At 28.7% G+C, this 21,089-nt stretch carries 21 protein-coding genes and 1 riboswitch; of the genes, 20 read left to right on the top strand and 1 reads right to left on the bottom strand.

Annotation, left to right across the window (positions count from 1 at the left end):
* Positions 1 to 17: 17 nt before the first annotated feature.
* Together Q0V67_RS05515 and Q0V67_RS05510 are read left to right on the top strand one after the other, a co-directional pair.
* Positions 18 to 1,361 (top strand): CoA-disulfide reductase, encoded by a 1,344-nt coding sequence (locus Q0V67_RS05515; RefSeq protein ID WP_297597810.1) that lies wholly within the window; start codon positions 18 to 20, stop codon positions 1,359 to 1,361.
* Between the two features lie 36 nt (positions 1,362 to 1,397).
* Positions 1,398 to 2,828 carry a cation:dicarboxylase symporter family transporter gene (locus Q0V67_RS05510; RefSeq protein ID WP_297597809.1) on the top strand — a complete coding sequence of 477 codons (1,431 nt, stop codon included), beginning with the start codon at positions 1,398 to 1,400 and terminating at the stop codon, positions 2,826 to 2,828.
* Between the two features lie 36 nt (positions 2,829 to 2,864).
* Here the strand turns inward: Q0V67_RS05510 and Q0V67_RS05505 are convergent, their stop codons facing one another.
* Positions 2,865 to 4,577: an ABC transporter ATP-binding protein gene (locus Q0V67_RS05505; RefSeq protein ID WP_297597808.1), complete on the bottom strand. Its 1,713-nt coding sequence runs from the start codon at positions 4,575 to 4,577 to the stop codon at positions 2,865 to 2,867.
* A gap of 153 nt (positions 4,578 to 4,730) precedes the next feature.
* Positions 4,731 to 4,910: riboswitch (cobalamin riboswitch) on the top strand.
* Between the two features lie 80 nt (positions 4,911 to 4,990).
* Between Q0V67_RS05505 and Q0V67_RS05500 the strand changes: the two genes are divergently transcribed.
* The 18 genes from Q0V67_RS05500 (at position 4,991) to Q0V67_RS05415 (ending at position 21,074) form a co-directional block, all read left to right on the top strand.
* Complete coding sequence (locus Q0V67_RS05500; protein ID WP_297597807.1) at positions 4,991 to 5,899, top strand: sirohydrochlorin cobaltochelatase; 909 nt, start codon at positions 4,991 to 4,993, stop codon at positions 5,897 to 5,899.
* A gap of 24 nt (positions 5,900 to 5,923) precedes the next feature.
* Positions 5,924 to 6,766 carry a sirohydrochlorin cobaltochelatase gene (locus Q0V67_RS05495; RefSeq protein ID WP_297597806.1) on the top strand — a complete coding sequence of 281 codons (843 nt, stop codon included), beginning with the start codon at positions 5,924 to 5,926 and terminating at the stop codon, positions 6,764 to 6,766.
* Positions 6,767 to 6,811: 45 nt separating this feature from the next.
* The gene (locus Q0V67_RS05490; RefSeq protein WP_297597805.1) at positions 6,812 to 7,660 is read left to right on the top strand and encodes an ABC transporter substrate-binding protein; all 849 of its coding nucleotides are present in this window, start codon (positions 6,812 to 6,814) and stop codon (positions 7,658 to 7,660) included.
* A gap of 14 nt (positions 7,661 to 7,674) precedes the next feature.
* Positions 7,675 to 8,706: an iron ABC transporter permease gene (locus Q0V67_RS05485; RefSeq protein WP_297597804.1), complete on the top strand. Its 1,032-nt coding sequence runs from the start codon at positions 7,675 to 7,677 to the stop codon at positions 8,704 to 8,706.
* 1 nt (position 8,707) lies between these two features.
* Positions 8,708 to 9,457, top strand: coding sequence for an ABC transporter ATP-binding protein (locus Q0V67_RS05480; RefSeq protein ID WP_297597803.1), 750 nt, complete (start codon positions 8,708 to 8,710; stop codon positions 9,455 to 9,457).
* 97 nt (positions 9,458 to 9,554) lie between these two features.
* Positions 9,555 to 10,604: a M23 family metallopeptidase gene (locus Q0V67_RS05475; RefSeq protein WP_297597802.1), complete on the top strand. Its 1,050-nt coding sequence runs from the start codon at positions 9,555 to 9,557 to the stop codon at positions 10,602 to 10,604.
* A 55-nt stretch (positions 10,605 to 10,659) separates the two neighbouring features.
* Positions 10,660 to 11,655, top strand: coding sequence for an iron ABC transporter permease (locus Q0V67_RS05470; protein ID WP_297597801.1), 996 nt, complete (start codon positions 10,660 to 10,662; stop codon positions 11,653 to 11,655).
* Positions 11,652 to 12,434: an ABC transporter ATP-binding protein gene (locus Q0V67_RS05465; protein ID WP_297597800.1), complete on the top strand. Its 783-nt coding sequence runs from the start codon at positions 11,652 to 11,654 to the stop codon at positions 12,432 to 12,434. Before Q0V67_RS05470 ends, Q0V67_RS05465 begins: the two co-directional genes overlap by 4 nt.
* Positions 12,431 to 13,300, top strand: coding sequence for an ABC transporter substrate-binding protein (locus Q0V67_RS05460; protein ID WP_297597799.1), 870 nt, complete (start codon positions 12,431 to 12,433; stop codon positions 13,298 to 13,300). The genes Q0V67_RS05465 and Q0V67_RS05460 overlap by 4 nt, the downstream gene beginning before the upstream one ends.
* Positions 13,287 to 13,886, top strand: a complete 600-nt coding sequence (locus tag Q0V67_RS05455; RefSeq protein ID WP_297597798.1) for a class I SAM-dependent methyltransferase — start codon at positions 13,287 to 13,289, stop codon at positions 13,884 to 13,886. The genes Q0V67_RS05460 and Q0V67_RS05455 overlap by 14 nt, the downstream gene beginning before the upstream one ends.
* 77 nt (positions 13,887 to 13,963) lie before the next feature.
* A complete protein-coding gene (locus tag Q0V67_RS05450) occupies positions 13,964 to 14,335 on the top strand; it encodes a hypothetical protein (protein ID WP_297597797.1) in 372 nt (123 codons plus the stop codon).
* 129 nt (positions 14,336 to 14,464) lie between these two features.
* A complete protein-coding gene (locus Q0V67_RS05445; protein WP_297597796.1) occupies positions 14,465 to 15,073 on the top strand; it encodes a MotA/TolQ/ExbB proton channel family protein in 609 nt (202 codons plus the stop codon).
* A gap of 4 nt (positions 15,074 to 15,077) precedes the next feature.
* Positions 15,078 to 15,467, top strand: coding sequence for a biopolymer transporter ExbD (locus tag Q0V67_RS05440; RefSeq protein WP_297597795.1), 390 nt, complete (start codon positions 15,078 to 15,080; stop codon positions 15,465 to 15,467).
* Entirely contained in the window at positions 15,460 to 16,128 is a 669-nt protein-coding gene (locus tag Q0V67_RS05435; protein ID WP_297597794.1) for a TonB family protein, read from the top strand. The genes Q0V67_RS05440 and Q0V67_RS05435 overlap by 8 nt, the downstream gene beginning before the upstream one ends.
* A 70-nt stretch (positions 16,129 to 16,198) precedes the next feature.
* Positions 16,199 to 17,413, top strand: a complete 1,215-nt coding sequence (rpoN, locus tag Q0V67_RS05430) for an RNA polymerase factor sigma-54 (RefSeq protein WP_297597793.1) — start codon at positions 16,199 to 16,201, stop codon at positions 17,411 to 17,413.
* 77 nt (positions 17,414 to 17,490) lie between these two features.
* The gene (bioA, locus tag Q0V67_RS05425; protein ID WP_297597791.1) at positions 17,491 to 18,828 is read left to right on the top strand and encodes an adenosylmethionine--8-amino-7-oxononanoate transaminase; all 1,338 of its coding nucleotides are present in this window, start codon (positions 17,491 to 17,493) and stop codon (positions 18,826 to 18,828) included.
* Between the two features lie 11 nt (positions 18,829 to 18,839).
* Positions 18,840 to 19,493: a GntR family transcriptional regulator gene (locus tag Q0V67_RS05420; protein WP_297597789.1), complete on the top strand. Its 654-nt coding sequence runs from the start codon at positions 18,840 to 18,842 to the stop codon at positions 19,491 to 19,493.
* A 195-nt stretch (positions 19,494 to 19,688) separates the two neighbouring features.
* On the top strand, positions 19,689 to 21,074 hold the full coding sequence (locus Q0V67_RS05415; protein WP_297597787.1) for an oxaloacetate decarboxylase subunit alpha: 1,386 nt from the start codon (positions 19,689 to 19,691) through the stop codon (positions 21,072 to 21,074).
* Positions 21,075 to 21,089: the final 15 nt, after the last annotated feature.

Genomic DNA, 21,089 nt, shown 5'->3' with positions numbered 1-21,089 from the left:
AGGATTAGGGTGAGAAAATGAAAATAATAATTATAGGTGGAGTTGCTGCTGGAATGTCAGCGGCAGCTAAAGCAAGTAGATTGGATAAAAAAGCTGAAATAGTAATATATGAAAAGACAGAAATTGTATCGTGGGGAGCATGTGGGCTTCCATATTATGTTGGTAACTTTTTTGAAAATCCATGCAATATGATAGCAAGACCTGTTGAAAAATTTATAGAGGCAGGAATGAATATAAAAATAAAGCATGAGGTTATAGAGATTGATATAACTAAAAAAGAAGTGACTATAAAAAATCTTGAAAACGGAGAGATTTTTACAGATTCTTATGATAAATTAATGGTAGCGACAGGAGCTCATGCGATAATGCCTCCTATAAAAAACATTAAATCAAATGGAGTTTACACATTAAAAGATTATACTGATGGGATAGTTCTAAAAGAGGAGATTTTGAAAGAGGAAAATCAAGATATTGTTATTGTTGGAGCTGGATATATAGGGTTAGAGGTTGCTGAAGCTGCTAAACACTTAGGAAAAAGAAGTGTTAGAATAATTCAATTAGGTGATAGAGTTTTATTAGAAAGTTTTGATAAAGAGATTACAGATGTAATGGAAGAAGAGATTAGAAGTCATGAAGGTGTAGACTTGCACTTAGAAGAGATAGTTGAAGAGATTATCGAAGAGAATGGGAAAGTAGTGGGAGTAAAAACAAACAAAGGGCAATATAGTGCAGATATAGTTGTTGTTTCAACAGGCGTTAGACCAAACACTGCCTTTTTAAAAGAAACAGGAATTGAGATGTTAGGAAATGGTGCTTTGATTATAGATAATCAAGGAAGAACAAGTATAGATTCTATTTATTCGGCAGGGGATTGTGCAACTGTACCACATCTTGTTAGAAATGAAAATGTATATATTCCGTTGGCAACAACAGCTAATAAAATAGGTAGAGTTGTTGGAGAAAATTTGGCAGGTATGGAAACAACGTTCCAAGGGACTTTAGGATCAGCAGCGGTAAAAGTAATGGAAGTTGAGGCTGGAAGAACTGGAATCACAGAAGCAGAAGCAATAAAAATGGAAATTGATTATAAGACAGTATTCATAAAAGATAAAAATCAAACAAATTATTATCCAGGAAGAGAGGACATTTTTGTAAAGCTTATATATGATGCCAAGACAAGAATACTTTTAGGTGGACAGATTGCAGGTAAAAAAGGAGCTGTTTTAAGAGTGGATTCTTTAGCAACAGCAATCTATGCAAAAATGACCGTAGATGAATTGGGAATGATGGATTTCTGTTATGCACCACCTTTTGCAAGAACGTGGGACGTAATGAATGTAGCAGGAAATGTAGCTAAATAATAAATTTTTTAAAAATATAAAAATAGGAGAACAAAAATGAACAATGTATTTTTTGAACAATTTTTAATGATTAGTGAATGGAAAACAGTGGCTTTTTTAGGAGCGTTATTAGTTATTTTATATCTAATAAATATGTTGCCAAAAAAGAGATTTAATTTTTCCGCAAAGGTAATGATAGCAACAATTATTGGTTTGATTTTAGGATTAGGAATACAATTTGTAGCGGGATTCCCTACAAATCCAATGGATTTAAAATTTGTAAGAGAGACAACTCTATGGTATAGCTTACTTGGTGGCGGATTTATATCATTAATTAGAATGTTAGTAATTCCATTGGTGATGGTATCTATAATTCATGTAATTATAAATATGAATGAAGATGCTAAGCTTGGAGATTTAGTTAAAAGAAGTTTAGTTATAACTTTAATAATGGTAGCAATCTCAGTAGGAGTAGGATTAGTTTTAGGAAATGTATTTGAAGTTGGAAAAATTGCGGCATCAGGAGTTCATCTTGTGACAGATCATGGAACAGGAAAGATGAGAGAAGTAAGCAATATAGTTGATACTTTAAAAGCTTTAATCCCTTCAAATCCAGTTGAGGCAATGGTTAAGCTTAATATAGTAGGACTTGTTATTTTCTCTGCAATAGTTGGAGTTGCAGCTAAAAGAATGTCTAAAAAATATATGGCTGTTGTAAAACCATTCTTTGATTTAATCAATGCTGGACAAAAGATAATCGTATCTATGGCAATGAGTATAATCAGATGGATGCCATTGGCGGTAGTACCTCTTTTGGCGAATACAATAGCTCAAAAAGGTATTGGTGCTATAGCTGAAGTAGGTAAATTTATAGCTGTTCTATATTTAGCAACTGCTATAATGTTTGTAATTCAAATGTTAGCGGTATCGTTATTTGGACTAAATCCATTAACATATGTAAAAAAATGTATATCATTAATGATTTTAGCATTTACATCTAGATCAAGTGTTGGTTGTTTACCAGTAACAATATCGACGCTTACAAACAAATTAGGTGTTAGTGAATCAACAGCAAGTTTTGTAGCAAGTTTTGGAACAACAGCAGGAATGCAAGGGTGTGCAGGAATATTCCCAGCACTAACAATAATATTTGTAACAAATATGAGTGGTCATACAGTGGATGCAACGCTTGTAGTTATGTCAATAATAGTTGTTGCAATAAGTTCTTTAGGAATAGCAGGAATTCCAGGAACAGCAACTATGGCTGCTTCAGTGGCACTATCTGGAACAGGATTAGCAGCAATGTTCCCATTAATAAATCCAATATTAGCAATAGACCCAATTATAGATATGCCAAGAACAATGTTAAATGTAATTGGATCAGTAACAAATGCATTAATGGTGGATAAGAGTTTAGGTGGACTAAATCACGATGTATATCAAGATATGAATGCAGGAAATGATGCAAACTCTTCAGACGAAGAATAATTATAGAAAAAGCGAACTCAAATAGAGTTCGCTTTTTTATTCTCTGATACCATTGTAAAGTTTATAAAATTTACCTTTAAGGTTTATAAGTTCTTCAAAAGAACCTGATTCAACAATATTGTCTTCGCCTAATACATAAATTTTATCAAAATCTTCAAGAATACTTAATCTATGAGTTATAGCAATAATTATTCTGTCGTTGTATTGCTCTTTTATATTTTTAAGAATGGATTTTTCATTGATTATGTCAAGTGCATTAGTAGCCTCATCCAAAAGAATTAAGTCTGGATTCTTTAAAAATAGTCGTGCCATAGCAATCTTCTGTTTTTGACCAGAGCTTAAATGAATACCGCCTTCACCGATCAAGGAGTTTTCTTCTTCTGGAAATTTATCAAAAATTTCATTGACATAAGATTTTGAAACGGCAAATGTCAATTGTTCTTCTGTATAGTCTTTTTTTACTATTGTTATGTTTTCAAGTAATGATGTATTTAGGATGTAGTCACTTTGATCTACAATTCCTAACTTATTTGAATAACTTTTAAATGTAATATCTTGCAGTGGGATTTCATTTATGAAAATTTGTCCAGAAGTAGGAATGAGAGCTTTTTTTAGAAGAGCTGCAGTAGTACTTTTCCCTATTCCGCTTTCACCAACCATTGCAATTTTTTCTCCACTTGTAATTTTTAAATTAAAATTATTTAAAATTATTTTATCGTCATAAGCAAATGACACATTTTTAAACTCAATATTCTCTATTTTTTTATTAAGCTCAAAAGCACCATCTTTCGGGTCATCTAAGTTTATAATTTCTGAAAATCGGTTGACACCAGAAATACCTTTTTGATAGATATCAACCAGCCCAACCATTCTCATAATTCTCAATCTAAATCTATCAACTAAAAGTAAAAATGATAGGATAATTCCCATAGTAATACCATCTTTTATATAAAGATACCCTCCAGCTAAAATAATAATGAGCTGGGTTATATTGGAGTAGAAAGTGACACCGGAAACAATTAAGCTAGAAGGAATCATATTCCTTTTTTCACTTTCAAGAAGTTTATGATTTTTTTCTATAAATTTAGTTTCAGCAAATATTTCTAAACAATTATCTTTTAGAAAAGATATTGTTCTCAAAATATCATGTAAATTAGCAGACAATATACCTGAGTTTTTACGAACACTTCTGTGCCCAGCTTTCATCTTTTTATTTTCTCTATATACAAAAAAAAGTGTTATAGGCAGAGGAAATAAAGTTATAAGAGAAAGTTTCAAATCAAAATTGACCATTATAAAGATTGAGGCAATTATTGTAATAACAGAAAATATAAAATCTTCTAATCCTCTATGACAAAGAGTTGAAACACTATCTAAATCATTGATAACTCTAGAAATTATATCTCCACTTTTATTTTTTTTAAAAAATTCTAAAGGCTGATTAGTTAATTTTTTCATTAAATCATTTCGCATACTTTCCTTAATTGTACTTCCCATTAACTTTCCATTAGATTGAGAGTTTACAGCCATTCCCAATCTAAAAATATATAAAAATATTAAAATGATAGAGTATTTTAATAGTAGATTTATATTTTTAGATGGTAAGGCATTATCAATTAAATTTTTAATTAGGAGTGGAGAATATATATCAATAGCAGTCATAAGTAATCGAATGCTTAAAAAAAGAAAAAGTAATTTTTTCTCCTTTTTTAAATAAAACATGAGAGTATGACAAGTTGTTTTTTTCATGAATGAACTCCTTATATAATTTTTACTTAATAATAACTGTTTTTATATAAAAAAGTCAATAACTTGTATTATATATAATATAAAAAATAGATGATTATGTTATATTATTTGCATAATTTGATTGAAATTTGCACGATAAAATGATAATATTAACTATATTTAAAGTGTTATGGTTCAATTCGATTAAAAGGGAATTGAGTGAAAATCTCAAACGGTCCCGCCACTGTAAGGATGACGAAAGTAGATAAACCACTGAAGTGTAATAAACTTTGGGAAGGGCTACAAGTAGGACGAAGCCGAGTCAGGAGACCTGCCATTAACAAAATTCTGCGAGGACAGAGAAGAGAATCTATATATTTTTTGCTCTTCTCTCGAATTTTTAATTTTTTTATTAAAAGTAGGGAGGTTTTTTTATGAAGAAAATATTTTTGTCATTATTTTGTTTAAGTTCAATTTTAAGCTTTTCATCTGAAAATGAAAGCTATGTGAAATCAAATTTTTATAACGGTGGGAAAAGTGCTGTAATAATGACACACTTTGGAACAACCCATGGGGATACAAGAGAAAAAACAATTAATTCAATAAATCAAAAAGCTATTAAAGCTTTTGAAGGAAAAGCGGATGTTTTCGAAGCCTACACTTCAAGAATTATTAATAAAAGATTATTTGAAAATCAAGGAATAAGTAAATATAATACAACACAGGTATTAAATTCTTTAAAAAAACAAGGTTACGAAAATATAATTATTCAGCCAACAAATATAATTGATGGTATTGAAATGGAATCGATAAAAAAAGAAGTACAAAAATTTGATAAAGATTTTAAAGAAATAAGAGTTGGTTCAGCATTATTAACAAATCCAGAACAATATAAAAATACAATACTGGCAGTGACAAAAGCTGCAGGAAAACTTAAAAAAAATGAAGCGATTGTCATGGTAGGGCATGGAACCCATGATTCAGCAACTTCAGCTTATGCAATGTTTGATTATATGGCTAAAGATATGGATAAATCATTATATGTTGGAACTGTTGAAGGATATCCAACATTTGAAACAGTAAATAAACAATTGAAAAAAGATGAGAAAAAAGAAGTGATATTAATGCCACTGATGTTTGTAGCAGGAGATCATGCTAAAAATGATATAGCTGAAGATTGGAAAGAAAATTTAGAAAAAGCAGGATATAAAGTACGTGTAAAACTGATTCCTTTAGGAGAAATAAAAGAAGTTCAAGATATATTTATAGAAAATGCGAAAATATTAGAAAAATATAAACCTGTAGATATAGTAGAAAAAAAAGAAGCATATTCAAAGGGGTAAAAATAAAAATAAAAAGAGGTAATGATGGATTTTTATAAAAATATGAAAAAAGGTGCAATTATAGTTGCACATTTTGGAACAACTCATGAAGATACGAAAGAAAAAACGATTGATATTATAAATGAAAAAATATCTAAAGAGTTCACAAAATTAGATTTTTTTCAAATTTATACATCAAGAATAATAAATAGAATATTATCAAGAAAAGGTATAGAGAATTTAAATACTTCTCAAATGCTAGAGAAGCTTAAAAAAGATAACTATAGCCATATAATAATTCAACCTACTTATATAATAAATGGGACTGAAATGGAAGCACTAAAAAGAGAAGTGGAACAGGTAGCAGAAAGTTTTGATGATATAAGGATAGGGACACCACTATTAACTTCACCTGAAGACTATTTTGAAGTTGTAAAAGTTCTTTCTCAAGAGTCAGGAAACCTATTAGATGATGAAGCTGTTGTTTTGGTGGGACATGGTACTGAGCATTCAGCAACTTCAGCTTATCCTATGTTAGATTATGTTGCAAGAGATTTAAATTTACCTCTATACGTAGGAACAGTTGAAGGGTACCCAACAGCTGAAAATGTAATAAAACAATTAAAAAGAGATGGTAAAAATAAAATTATTTTAAAACCTCTCATGTTTGTTGCAGGAGATCATGCGAAGAATGACATTGCAGAAGATTGGAAAAATACTCTAGAAAATGAGGGATATGAAGTTACTTTAGATTTAAGAGGTTTGGGAGAAATGAAAAAAATTCAGGATATATTTATAGAAAAAGCTAAAAACTTAGAAAATAATTTACCTAAAGATATTCTGAAAAAAAAAGCGGATTATGCAAAAGGGGAGAGAAGTAGTCATTAAAAAGGGGAGAATTTGTTCTCCCACTTTTTTATTGAAAGGAGAATTATGAAAAAAATAATATGTATATATATTCTAATATTTAGTACAATAATAGCCAAGGAAAGGCTAAGAGCAGTTTCGACATCTCAGTTTGCTACTGAGATACTTCTTTCTATTGGTGCTGAAGATCAAATGATAGGAACAGCTTTTTTAGATGATGAAATTTTACCAGAGTTAAAAGAAAAGTATGAAAAAATTCCAATATTATCAAATAAAGCTCCTACAAAAGAGTTGTTTTATTCTTTAAATCCCAATTTTTTAATAGGCTGGAAATCTATAGCTACTAAAAAATATTTGGGAACTTTAGAAGAATTAAATGAAAATGGAATAGAAGTTTATTTTACAAAATCCCAAGATAGTAAAAATATAGATGATATTTATAGCGATATAATGTATTTGGGTGAAAAATTTTCAGTAGAAATTAATGCAAAAAATTTGGTTGAAAGATTGAAAATGGAGATTAAAAAAATTGAAAATAAAAATATTAATAGGGCTGTAAAAGTATTTGCATATGATAGCCAAGAAAATATTCCATATACTATTGGTGGAAGTGGAATAGCAAATCAGATGATTGAGATAGCCGGTGGAAAAAATATATTTGCAGATTCAAATTTTAGTTTTGGAGCTGGAAATTGGGAAAATATTTTAGAAAAAAATCCAGATATAATAATAATCGTTGATTATGGAGATAATTCATATCAAGATAAAATAAAATTTTTAAAAGAAAGATCACCAATAAGTGAACTTAAGGCTGTAAAAGAAAATAAATTTGTTAGAGTACCATTGAGTTATCTTTCAGCAGGAGTGAGAGTAGCTGAAGGAATAAAACTTATGTCACAAAAATTTTATGAATAGAAAGGGAAAAAAGCATGAAGAACAATTATAAAAATATAATAATAATATCTATTTTTTTTATATTTCTAATTTCAACAATCGGAATAACAGTAGGAAATGTTTCGTTATCCCCCTTTCATGTTTGGAAAATATTATTAAATAATTTATTTAAAAAAGAGATATTTGAAGTGGAATGGAAAAAAACAACAGAGATGATTGTTTGGAATTTGAGATTACCAAGAGTATTACTAGCTATTTTATCTGGTGCAGGGCTTTCATTGGTAGGGATATTGATGCAGGCACTGACAAAGAACTCTTTAGCGAGTCCTTATATATTGGGTATATCCTCTGGAGCTAGTACTGGGGCAGTTATATCTATAGTTATAGGTGGATTAATGGGGTTAAAATTTTCTCCAGGAATAGGGGCTTTTATATTTGGAACGTTAACTGCATTTTTAGTATTTTATCTTTCAGGAAAGGGAAGCTATTCAAGTTCAAAATTAGTTTTGACCGGTGTTGCAGTATCTTCATTTTTTTCAGGAATAACAACATTTTTGGTTACTACAGCAAAAAATGAATCGCAATTAAGAGGGGCAATGTTTTGGATATCAGGGAGTCTGGCCGGAGCTAGATGGAGTCAAATAACCCCTTTATTTTTAACGCTTTTAATTTCAACTATTTTGGCATATATAAAATATAGAGAGTTAAATATTTTGGTTGCAGGGGATGAGCTAGCAGAGACATTGGGAGTTAATGTAAGCAGATTGAGGCTATTTATAGTTATAATATCTACATTGCTAACTGGTTTTATTGTAGCTTCAACTGGGGTAATTGGGTTTGTGGGTCTGGTTATTCCACATATTTCTAGAGGACTAATAGGAAGTAATCATAAACGATTGATTCCGTGTTCAATACTTTTAGGAGCTATATTTTTAACAGGAACAGATATAGTGACAAGAGTTTTATTTAAAACTCAAGAAATTCCTATCGGAGTAATAACCTCTATGATGGGAGCTCCATTTTTTATGAATATGTTGAGAAAAAATAGCTATAAATTTGGAGGATAAAATGATAAAAATAAAAAACTTAAATTTTGACATAGATAAAAGACAGATATTAAAAAATATTGAATTAGAGATAGAAAAATATAAATTTATAGGGATTATAGGAGAAAATGGTTGTGGGAAAAGTACACTTTTAAAAAATATATATAGAAATTTTAAACCTAAAAATGGAACAATATTATTGGATGATATAGATTTAAATAGCTATTCAGTAAAAGGGTTAGCGGAAAAATTATCTGTATTGAGTCAAAATCAAAAGATAACTTTTGATTTTACTGTAAAAGAGATTGTAGAGATGGGAAGATATACAAAAACCTCAATTTTTTCAAAAGATACTTCAGAAAATGAAATTGATGAAGCTCTAAACAAGGTTGGAATGAAAGCGTTTAAAAATCAAAATTTTTTAACATTATCTGGTGGGGAGATGCAAAGAGTTTTGATAGCTAGGTCTATAGCTCAAGAAAGTGAAGTGCTTCTTTTGGATGAACCAACAAACCACTTAGATATAAGATATCAATACCAAATAATGGATTTAGTTAAAAATTTAAATAAAACAGTGATAGCTGTAATACATGATATAAATATAGCTAGTAAATATTGTGACTATATATTTGCAATAAAAAATGGTGAAATTTTATATAAAGGGGAACCTGATAAAATTATTTGTGCTGATAATATAAAAACAATATTTGAGATAGATGTAGAGATAATAAATCATCCTAAAACAAACAAACCAGTTGTAATCTTTTTATAATAGTTAAAAATCGTATTCAAAATAAAACTAGACTTGAAAGACGGGTGTATGGTAAAATTTAAACAAATTAACAAAAAATTGAGAAGAAAGGTAAATTATGAAGAAAGAAAAAAAAATAATAATATTACTTTTGGTCTTTTTAGTAATTTCAGTCTTTTATAGAGAGATTAAGCTAAATAATGAAAAGTTAATAAAAGAGCAGGTAATACAAGAGGTTAAAACTGAGGAACAGGAAGTTGTTCAAGCAAATATAGAGAAGAAAGAGGACTCTAAAGAATCAGAATCGAATTTAGAAAATGAAGATAAAGACTTAGAGACACAAATTTCTAAAGAATGGGAAACACAAGAAGAACAAGAAAATTTAAAAACAGAAGATGAGATAAGTTTAGAAGAGAAAATAGCCTTAGAAAATATGGAATATATTATAAAAAAAGGGGATACAATTTCAGATTTATCTAAAGAATATAAAATAAAGACAGATTATATATATGCAAATAATGTGGATCAAAATTTAAGAGTTTTACAAATTGGAAAAAAAATAAAAATTCCAACAGAGGATGGTATTTTTTATTCGGTAAAAAAAGGGGATACCTTTGAGAGTCTTTCAAAAAGATTTGATGTAGAGACTAAAATCATTAAAGAGGACAACGAGGTAGATAGGCTTTTAATAGGAGCTAAAATCTTTTTAAGAGAACCAAAAGTTTCGAAATATTTAAATAATTTTAAGACTGAATATGCCAAAACAAATACATTGGGTAAATTTTCTAATCCCTTAATGGCCATGCAAATAACAAGCGGGTATGGAACAAGACAACATCCAGTTTTAAAAAAGGTTTTGAGTCACGGAGCACTGGATCTAAGAGCTAAAGTTGGAACAAAAGTTATGTCAGCAAAAGATGGGGTTGTAAGCTATGCTGGGAGAGCAAGTGGATACGGGAAATTAATTATAATAAAACATAGTGATGGCTATGAAACTAGGTACGCTCATCTAAGTCAAATAGATGTTAAAAAGGGACAGAAAATATCTCAAGATGAGTTAATAGGTCTCAGTGGTGCAACAGGTAGAGTAAGTGGACCACATTTACATTTTGAAATAAGAAAAAATGGAAAAGTAAAAAATCCATTGAGTTATTTAAAAATAAAATAGTAAAAATCCCCCAAAAATTAGGGGGATTTTATTTTTATAAAACGGGGAGAAAAAAGTGAAGCTAAATAAAAAAAATATTTTAATAATATCTTTAGTATTTCTGATATGTTTATTTATTTTTTCTTTATTCGTAGGAAATTATAAAATAAATTTTTTTAAGGGAATCAATATTCTTCTAAGAAGAGAGGATTTAAATTCAGTTGAATTCAAAATATTTTGGCAATTAAGATTACCCAGAATTTTAATGGCATTAATAATAGGGATGTTATTAGGAAGTAGTGGGGCAGTAACACAGACTCTTTTTAGAAATCCAATGGCAGACCCATATATTATAGGTATTTCAGCCAGTGGAACATTTGGAGCTGTAATAGCTTATATATTGGGTTTATCAGAAAGTTATTATGGTATTTTTGCTTCAACTTTTTCATTTATAACCTCATTTATAATATTTAAATTATCTAATGGGAAAAAAAGTACTTTAAACTTATCGACTCTTCTTATTGTAGGAATAGCAATATCAGCTTTTTTAAGAGCTTTAATATCCCTAGCCATGTATTTAATTGGAGAGGATAGTTTTAGAGTTGTTGTATGGACAATGGGGTATTTAGGAGGAGGAGACTGGAATAAAATTTTAATTTTATCAATCCCTTTAGTACTTGCTCTAATATATTTTTATTTAAATAGATATAGGTTAGACATTATTTTATTATCGGATGAAGAAGCACACAGCTTAGGGGTAGATATTAAAAAATTTAAATATAGAATTCTTATTGTATCCACTTTTATGATTGGGTTTTCAGTAGCTTTTAGTGGTATGATTGGATTTGTAGGATTAATTATTCCACATATTGTCAGAATGATTTTTGGAAGTAGTAATATTAAATTGATTCCATTTTCAATGTTTTACGGTGGGATATTTCTTTTACTTTGCGATACAATATCTAGAGGGATATCAACAACAATGGAAATTCCGATAGGGATTATAACAGCTATATTTGGAGCCCCATTTTTTATATATTTAGCATTTAAAAGCAAAAAGGCGGACTTATGAAAAGGATAGAACTGAAAAATTTGAAATATTCATATGGGAAAAACCAAATATTAAAATCTATAAATTATCAATTCTATTCAGGTGAGTTGATTGGAATATTAGGAGCCAATGGTTGTGGGAAGTCAACACTTTTAAAAATTATGATGGGATTTTTAAAAATGGAGGATGGGCAAATTTATCTGGATGAAAAAAAACAGGAAGAATTTTCTATTTTAGATTTTTCAAAAAAAGTGTCTTTTATAACTCAAAAATCGAATCAAAATATAAATTTTAATGTATTAGAACTTTTAAAATTAGGAAGAGTTCCACATATAAAAAATAACTTCAAAGGGTTAGACGAATCAGATTATAAAGTTGTGAAAGAGGTTATAGATGAACTGCAGCTTCAAAGCTATTTGGATAGAGAGGTGACTAGTTTAAGTGGTGGAGAATTTCAAAAGATTCTTTTAGGAAGAGCTTTTATTCAAAAAGGGGAGGTAATTTTTTTAGATGAACCAACCTCTGCTTTAGATATGAACCACTCTTTAGAATTGTTGGCTATTTTATCGAAAAAAATAAAAGAAGATAAATTAATTGGTGTGATTGTAATTCATGACATAAATTTAGCATCATTATTTTGTGATAAAATACTTTTTATAAAAGATGGGATTATTAAGTATTCGGGATCACCAGAAAAAGTTATAAAAGAGGATATTTTAAAAGATGTCTATGGTTTTGATCCTAAAATCTTGGAAACAAAGGACGGTATATTTGTTTTACCTAAAAAGGAGAGATTATGAAGCGATTAATTATATTTTTAGTATTAACGGTAAATATGCTTGCTTTAGATATAAAAGATAATATGATTTTGGGTGAAAAAACTGAAAAAATTCCATTAAAAGAGTACAAGAGAATAGTTGTTTATAATTTTGGTGCAGTTGAATTACTATATAAAATAGGAGCTGAAGAAAAAATTGTGGCTATTGCTAACCATAATAAAAAAATATGGCCGGAAGAAAAAACAAATAAACTTCCATTAGCAGGCGGTGTATCAAAACCTTCTTTAGAAAAAATACTTTCTTTTAATCCAGATTTAGTAATATTCAATGTTATGGGAAATCAGAATGAAGAGTTAAAAAAATTTGGTATTCCTTCTATAACTTTTGTGAATAGAAGTTTGAATGATATTTTAAAAAATATAGTAATTCTTGGAAAAATTACCAATAGAGAAAAAGAGAGTTTAGATTTAGTAAAAGAGTTAACAAATAAGTTAGATTTGATTAAAAAAAAATCTAGTATTGATGGAAAAGCTTTAATTTTATATTCAGATTCTCCGCCCACCTCTTTCTCGAAAGATTCATTACCTGTTGAAATATTAGAGATCTTAGGCTTAGAGGTAATTTTGCCTAAAAATGGGAAAAAAACAATAGTATCTTCAGAATATATTTTAAAAGAAAATCCAAAATATATAATAGGAACTAGAGGGATAGATAAAAAAGAAGAGTTAATTAAGAGCATTCCATTGATAGAGGAAACAGATGCATTTAAAAATAAAAAAATTTATTTAATAGATTCAACAGAGATAATGAGAGCTTCTCATAGAGTTTTTGATGAGATAGAAAATATTTATAAAATATTAAAAGGAGAAGTGGATGAAAGATCCTAAAAAAGGATATGATCGATGGGCAAAATTGTATAATAAAATAGAAGAAAATATGCCTATGGGGAAATTTAAAAAAGAAGCAATAGATTTGGCAGAGGGAAAAATTTTAGAAGTAGGAATAGGAAGTGGTGCAAATCTAAAGTACTACAAGAATAATCTAGATATTATAGGGATAGATTTTTCAAAAGAGATGTTAAATTTAGCAAACAAAAAAATAACAGATTTACATTTAACAAATATAAAATTAAAAGAGATGAATATTGAAGAGATGAATTTTTTAGATAATACATTCGATACAGTTGTTTCAACTTGTGTATTTTGCACAGTTCCCAATCCTAAAAAGGGCTTAAAAGAGATTTTTCGTGTATTAAAACCTGGAGGAAAAGCTATTTTTTTAGAACATATGAAAAGTAGATATTTAATAATAAATATTTTTTTATGGATATTGAATCAAATTACTACAAGAGTTATAGGTACATCTCTTCTAAGAGATACTGAAAATAATATAAAAGAAGTTGGGTTTTCTAAAGTTACATCTAAAAATTTAATGATGAAAGATGTATTAAAATTAATTGTCGCAGAAAAATAAATTATGACATAATTTAGCCACAAAACTTTGTTATTATTAGTTTATAAAGAAAAAACATAACAAGTGGAGGTATAAAAATGAAAAAATTTATTTTAGTATCGATGATGGCTATAGGACTAGGAACAACAGCAATGGCTAGAGGAAACGGAAATCATCAAAATAACGGAAGTATGATGCACAACGGGAATAAAATGATGATGAATTGTCAAACAAGTGAAGATAAAATGATGATGATGGAACAAATGAAAAATAATCCTAAATTAAAAGCAGGAAGAATTAAACTTCAAGAAAATAAATTGTCAATGTTAAAAGAAACATCTAAGGATAAACCTGATTTTTCTACAATAGAGAAATTGAACAAAGAAAAAGGAAATATTCAGGCTGAAATGAAAACAGAAAAAATGAAAATGAGATATGAAATGTTAAAAACAAATGAAAAAACGAATTAGTAAGAAAAAAAGCAAGATTTAGAAAAGATTCTAAATCTTGCTTTTTTTAATTACTGATTATTTAGTATGTACAATGTGAATAAGATAAGATATACTTTATATAGAAAAATCAATATTTTTGGAGGGAAAATGATAAGTTATATAAACGCTGGTGGACCGATATTATATGTATTAATTGGATTATCTATAGTTTCGTTAGGGATTATTTTAGAAAGGACATATTGTTTTGTCAATAATCGAAGTTATGTTAATGCAGAATTTAAGAAAAAAATAAAAATTTTATTAATAGATGGAAAATATAAAGAGGCAATAGAGTTTTCTAAAACTGAAAAAGGCGTAATAGGAAAAACTATTACTAAATTTTTAACTCGTTATTGTGAAACAAAAGATTTCAAAAATAGTGATGAGCTATTGAGGGAGATAGAACTAGAAGAAATGGATATATTGGAGAAAAATACATATCTTCTTGGAATCATTGCATACACAGCACCAATGATTGGGTTGCTTGGAACAGTGACAGGAATGATTCAAGCCTTTGGAAAAATAGCTATTTCAGGAACAGGAGATCCAAATGCAATTGCGGGTGGAATATCCCAAGCTCTATTGACAACAGCAGGCGGATTAATAATTGCGATTCCTTCAATAATAACTTATAATATTTTTAATAAAAAAATAGAAAAAATGGGGCTAGAGGTAGAAAAAATAGCAACATTTATAGTAAATATAGTGAAGAGGTAGCTAAATGAAAAGAAGAACAAAAAGAAGAAGTTTAGCAACACCAGATTTAACCCCTTTAATAGATGTAGTTTTTTTACTTCTAATATTTTTTATGCTAGTAACGACCTTTGATAGATATAGTGGTTTTAATCTAGAACTTCCTAATGGAAATATTTCGTCTGAAACTAAAGAGAATAACTATGAGTTGGTAATAGATCAAAATAAACGTTACTATATTTTAAAAGATAAAGAAAAAATAGAAGTGACTTTAGAGGAGTTACCTATAAGAGTAAAAACAGTGAAGGAGATCACGATAAGTGCAGATAAAAATTTAAAATATGAAGTTATAGTAAAAACTATAGGGATTTTAAAAAATTCAGGTGTCAATAAAGTGGAGTTGAATTTTTATGACTAAATTTTATCTGTTTTCAATTGTAATTCATTTTATTATAATTGGAATTGGAATAAAGAACTTAACTCCTCAAGAGTTAAAGTTTGTAGAAAAAAAAAATATCATAGTTTCTGTGCAAAATCAAAGAGCAATTAGTTCTTCTCAGAAGGTAAATACAAATAAAAAATTAAATGAAGAAGTAGAAAAAAAAGAGGTAGAAAAAAAAGAAACAAAAAAAGAAAAAGTATTTAAAAAAGTTAAAACTGAAGAATTGAAAACAAAAAAAAATATAAAGAAACAGGAGATAATTAAAGAAGTTAAAAAAGAGAGTAAAGTCTATAATGAATTTGAAGATAAAAATCGTTTTATTCGAGGGAGAGATGGAGTATTCACAGCTGTTTCATCTGAAGGAGTAGAGTTTGAAATAATTAAAGAGATAGATCCAAATTATCCAATTAGAGCTAAAAAAATAGGCTATAAAGGATCTGGAAATATAAAAGTGAAATTTTTAGTAGATTTAAACGGAGAAGTATCAGAAATAGTTTTTTTAGCCGGAGAAATGGGGTATGGATTTAAAGAAGAGGTTGAAAAGGCTCTTAAATATTGGAAGTTTAAGCCTATAAAATATAAAGGAAAAGGAATAAAAGTTTATTTTGAGAAAGAATTTAAATTTAGAGTTAGATAAAAAATATTAGCGGAGGATTTAAAGATTGTAACTCTGCTATTTTTTTATTATAGAAGTGGGGGATATATTTATGGATTTTAGATTAGATTTAAGTCAAAATTTAAAACTTGCGATGACTACAGAAATGAAGTTATCGATAAAGATATTAAAAATGAGTTCAATAGAGTTGAAAGAATTTGTAGAAAAAGAAGCGATAAAAAATCCAGCGATTGAAATTGTTTATTCCAATAAAAATTATTCAAAAAATAAAGAAAGTGAAAATTTTTTAGAAAATATAACAAGTGAAGAAGAAAGTTTAATAGATTATTTAGAAGAGCAGATCGGATATTTAAAAATAGAAAAAGATATTAGAGAAGCTATGGTCTATTTAATAAATAATTTAGATGAAAGAGGTTATATTTTAGGAGATTTAAATAGTTTAAGAAAATCAAGCAAAATAAAGGTGGATGTTTTCAATATTGCTTTTAAAAATTTAAGAAAACTAGATCCTCTTGGTGTTGGAGCAGTTGATTTAAAAGATTGTTTAAAGATCCAAATTTTGGAAAAAAAAATTGAAAAATCAAATATTTTTTCAATAATAGATGAGGATTTAGAAGATGTCGCATCTGGAAATTTAAATAAAATATCTTTAAAATATTCGATTTCGTTAGAGGATGTAAAAAAAGAGATCTCAATAATAAGAGGATTAAATCCTAAACCAGCAAGAGGATATTATGTAAATGATAATACAAAATATGTTGTTCCAGATTTTCTAGTCGAAATAATTGAAAAAAATATAGTAATAAAGCCAAATGAAGATTATTTACCAAAAATAAAATTAAATGAAAAATTTAAGGGAACTCCAAATTTTTCATTTGCAATAGCGATAGAAAAAAGTGTGGTGAAAAGACAGCAGACACTTTTGAATATAGTTAGCTATATAATGGAGTATCAAAAAGAGAGTGTCGTTGAAAATAAAGAGTTGAAAACATTAAAAATAAAAGATATCGCTTTTGAATTAAATCTGCATGAGTCAACAGTTTCAAGAGCAATAAAAGATAAATATATAAAAATAGATACAAAAATAATATCTTTAAAAAAATATATTATTTTGAACTCAGGAACAGAGATAATCAAAAAAAAAATAATAGAAATAGTAGAAAAAGAGAATATAAAATCTCCCTTTTCAGATGAAAAAATTGCAAAAATTTTAGAGGGAGAAAATTTTTATATACAGAGAAGAACAATTGCTAAATATCGAGAAGAATTGGGTATTTTATCAAGCAGAAAAAGAAAAAGTAGGTAAGGCAAAAAAAATCATGCTATAATAGGCATCAAAGATTATTTTTATTTAATATAATTTTTAAGAAAGGAGTAATCTAAATGGAAAAATTGAGCGATTTACAAAAAAAAGATTTAGAACATATATTTCATCCTTGTTCTCAAATGAAGGATTATGAAAATCTTCCACCAATAATAATAACTAAGGGAGATGGGCTTTATGTAGAGGACGAATTTGGAAACAGATATATGGATTGTGTTTCAAGTTGGTGGGTAAATTTATTTGGGCACTGTAATCCAAGAATAAATAAAGTTATAAAAGAACAAGTGGACAAACTTGAACATATAATTTTTGCGAATTTTTCGCATGAAGCTGCAGTTGAATTAGGAGAAAGGTTAACTAAAGTAGCTCCCGAAGGATTGAATAAACTTATATTTACAGACAACGGATCTTCAAGTACAGAGGTTTCGATAAAGTTAAGTTTTCAATATCATGCACAAACAGGCAATCCTCAAAAGAAAAAATTCGTTTCAATAGATGGCGCATACCATGGAGAAACAATAGGAGCATTAGGGGTTGGAAATATGGATAGATTTACTGATATCTATAAGCCGTTAATAAGAGAAGGAATTAAAGTTAAGGGACCTGATTGCTTTGAATGTGAATATGGAAAAAAAAGAGAGAGTTGTGAAGCAGAGTGCTTTGAACATATGGAAAAACAATTAAGAGAAAATAGCAATGAAATAGCTGGAGTTATAGTTGAATCTATGGTTCAAGGTGTTGCAGGTATGAGGATATATTCACCTGAATATTTAAAAAAACTTAGAGTGCTAACTTTAGAATTGAATATTCATTTAATAGCTGACGAAATAGCGATGGGATTTGGAAGGACAGGAAAAATGTTTGCTATTGAGCATGCTGGAGTTAGTCCAGATATAATGTGCGTAGGAAAAGGGTTAACAGCTGGTTATTTTCCGATGTCTATAGTATTGATAACAGATAAGTTATATAATGCTTTTTATGCCGATTATTCAGAGGGGAAATCATTTTTACACTCTCACAGTTACTCTGGAAATCCAATAGGATGTAGAATAGCGGTTGAAACATTAAAAATATTTGAAGAGGAAAATATATTAGAGGTTATTAAAAAGAAAGGTGAGTATTTAAGAAAATCATCGAACGAAAAATTAAAAGATATACCAAATATAGGAGAATATAGACAGATAGGACTTATTGGAGCTATAGAGTTGATTGGAATTCCAGGAGAAAGAGCGGGATACGAGATATATAAAATAGCTTTAAAAAAAGGGGCAATTTTAAGACCTTTAGGAAATATAGTTTATTTTATGCCACCATACATAATAAAAGAAGAAGAGATTGATAAAATGCTAGATATTTTTAAAGAAGCATTAGAGGAGTATCTAAGTAGATTTAAATAAAGGGGAAAAAAATGGTGATAAAAAAGAAAAAATCAATACGTGAACAGGTATATGATTACTTAAAAGGTGAAATTGTAACTGGAAATATTAAAGAGGAAACAAGAATAGTGGAAGAGGAGTATGCCGAAAAATTGAATATAAGCAGAACGCCTCTGAGAGAAGCATTGAGAATGTTGGAGTTAGAAGGACTTGTTGAAGCTAGAGAAAAGGGTGGGGTAACAGTACCAAAAACTACAAAAAAAGATGTAGAAGAGGTTGTTAAAATTAGAATGGCTCTAGAAACAGTTATTTTTGAAGAGCTATTTATAAAAGTTACAAAAAATGATATAAAAAAATTAGAAGAAAATATAAAATTGGTAGATGAAATTGTTAACGATGAAAAAAAATCACAAGAAGTGTTTAAATATTTTTCAGAATTTAACAAGATTCTTTATAAAATTTCAGATTTGCCAAGAGTAATAGCATTGATAAATAATTTGAATTTATATTTGAAAAAATTTAGAAAAATTTCAGCAGAGAGCAAAGATAGAAGGTTAAATGCTCATAGAGATCATTTGGAGATTGTTTCTCTAATAAAAGAAGGTAAAAAAGAGGAAGCGATAATAGTTAATAGAAGACATTTGCTGGAAGCAAAGGAGTTTCTTATTAAACAAGTGCATGGTTAAAAAGTGGAAAACTAGAGTTAAAAAACTCTAGTTTTTTTATTCCGAACAGAACAGTATCAAAATGTACTAAAACAGAATTTTTTATACGATAAAATAAACAAAAAGTATTTGACATTTATAAAAAATGTTGTATACTTTATTGTAGATAAAAAATTGTATACAGAATACGGAACACTGAATACCGAGGAGGATATATTGAAAAATAAAGTTAAAATAACAGAAACTTGTCTAAGAGATGGACATCAGTCTCTTATAGCAACAAGATTAACAACTGAAGAGATCCTTCCAATTGTAGAAAAAATGGATAGCGTTGGATATCACGCGTTAGAAGTTTGGGGTGGAGCTACTTTTGATGCTTGTATTAGATTCTTAAACGAGGATCCTTGGGAGAGATTAAGAGAGATTAAAAAAAGAGCAAAAAAAACAAAACTACAAATGCTTTTAAGAGGACAAAATCTTTTAGGATACAGACATTATGCGGATGATATTGTAGAAGAGTTTGTAAAAAAATCCATTGAAAACGGAATAGATATAATCAGAATATTTGATGCTCTTAATGACACAAGAAATTTAAAGGTTGCTGCGGAAGCGACTAAGAAATATGGTGGGCATTGCCAATTATCAATAGCTTATACAATAAGTCCAGTTCACACAACTGAATATTATAAGGAATTAGCTAAAGAGATGGAAGAAATGGGTGCTGACTCAATCGTTATAAAAGATATGGCGGGAATTTTATTGCCAGAAACGGGTTACACGTTAATAAAAGAATTAAAATCTGTAATTAATGTACCGTTAGAACTACATACTCATGCAACAAGTGGAATAGCAAGTATGTTATATCTAAGAGCGATAGATGCAGGGATTGATATTATAGATACGGCAATATCAACATTTGCGGGTGGAACTGCACAACCAGCTACCGAATCTATGGTAAGAACGTTAGAGGGTGGAGAAAGAGATCCAGAGTTAGATTTGACTCTTTTAAAAGAGATTGCTGAATATTTTAAACCGATTAGAAAAAAATATGTAGATGAAAAGGTTTTGAATATGCAAGCATATTTTGTAGAGCCAAGTATACTTGAATATCAACTTCCGGGAGGAATGTTATCAAACTTAGTTTCTCAATTGACGGCACAAAAAGCTGCTGATAAATATGAAGATGTTTTAAAAGAGATTCCAAGAGTGAGAGAAGATTTAGGATATCCACCACTAGTGACTCCTTTGAGTCAAATGGTTGGAACACAAGCAGTATTTAATGTTTTAACAGGTGAAAGATATAAGATGGTACCTAAAGAGATAAAAGATTATGTAAAAGGACTTTATGGAAAATCACCTGCACCAGTTTTAGAAAGTGTAAAAACTAAAATAATAGGTGATGAAAAAGTATTTACTGGAAGACCTGCAGACTTATTAAAACCTGAATATGATGAGTTAAAAAAAGAGATTGGAGATTTAGCGAAATGTCCAGAGGATGTTTTAATGTATGCAATGTTCCCACAAATAGCAAAACCATATTTAGAAAATAGAAATAAACCAAAAGTAGAAAAAGAGATAAGACACATAAATATAATTTTTTAGTTGAAAGGAGAATGA

This window comes from uncultured Cetobacterium sp., assembly GCF_947072685.1.
Taxonomy (GTDB): domain Bacteria; phylum Fusobacteriota; class Fusobacteriia; order Fusobacteriales; family Fusobacteriaceae; genus Cetobacterium_A.
This window is presented reverse-complemented; position numbering and strand designations above follow the sequence as displayed.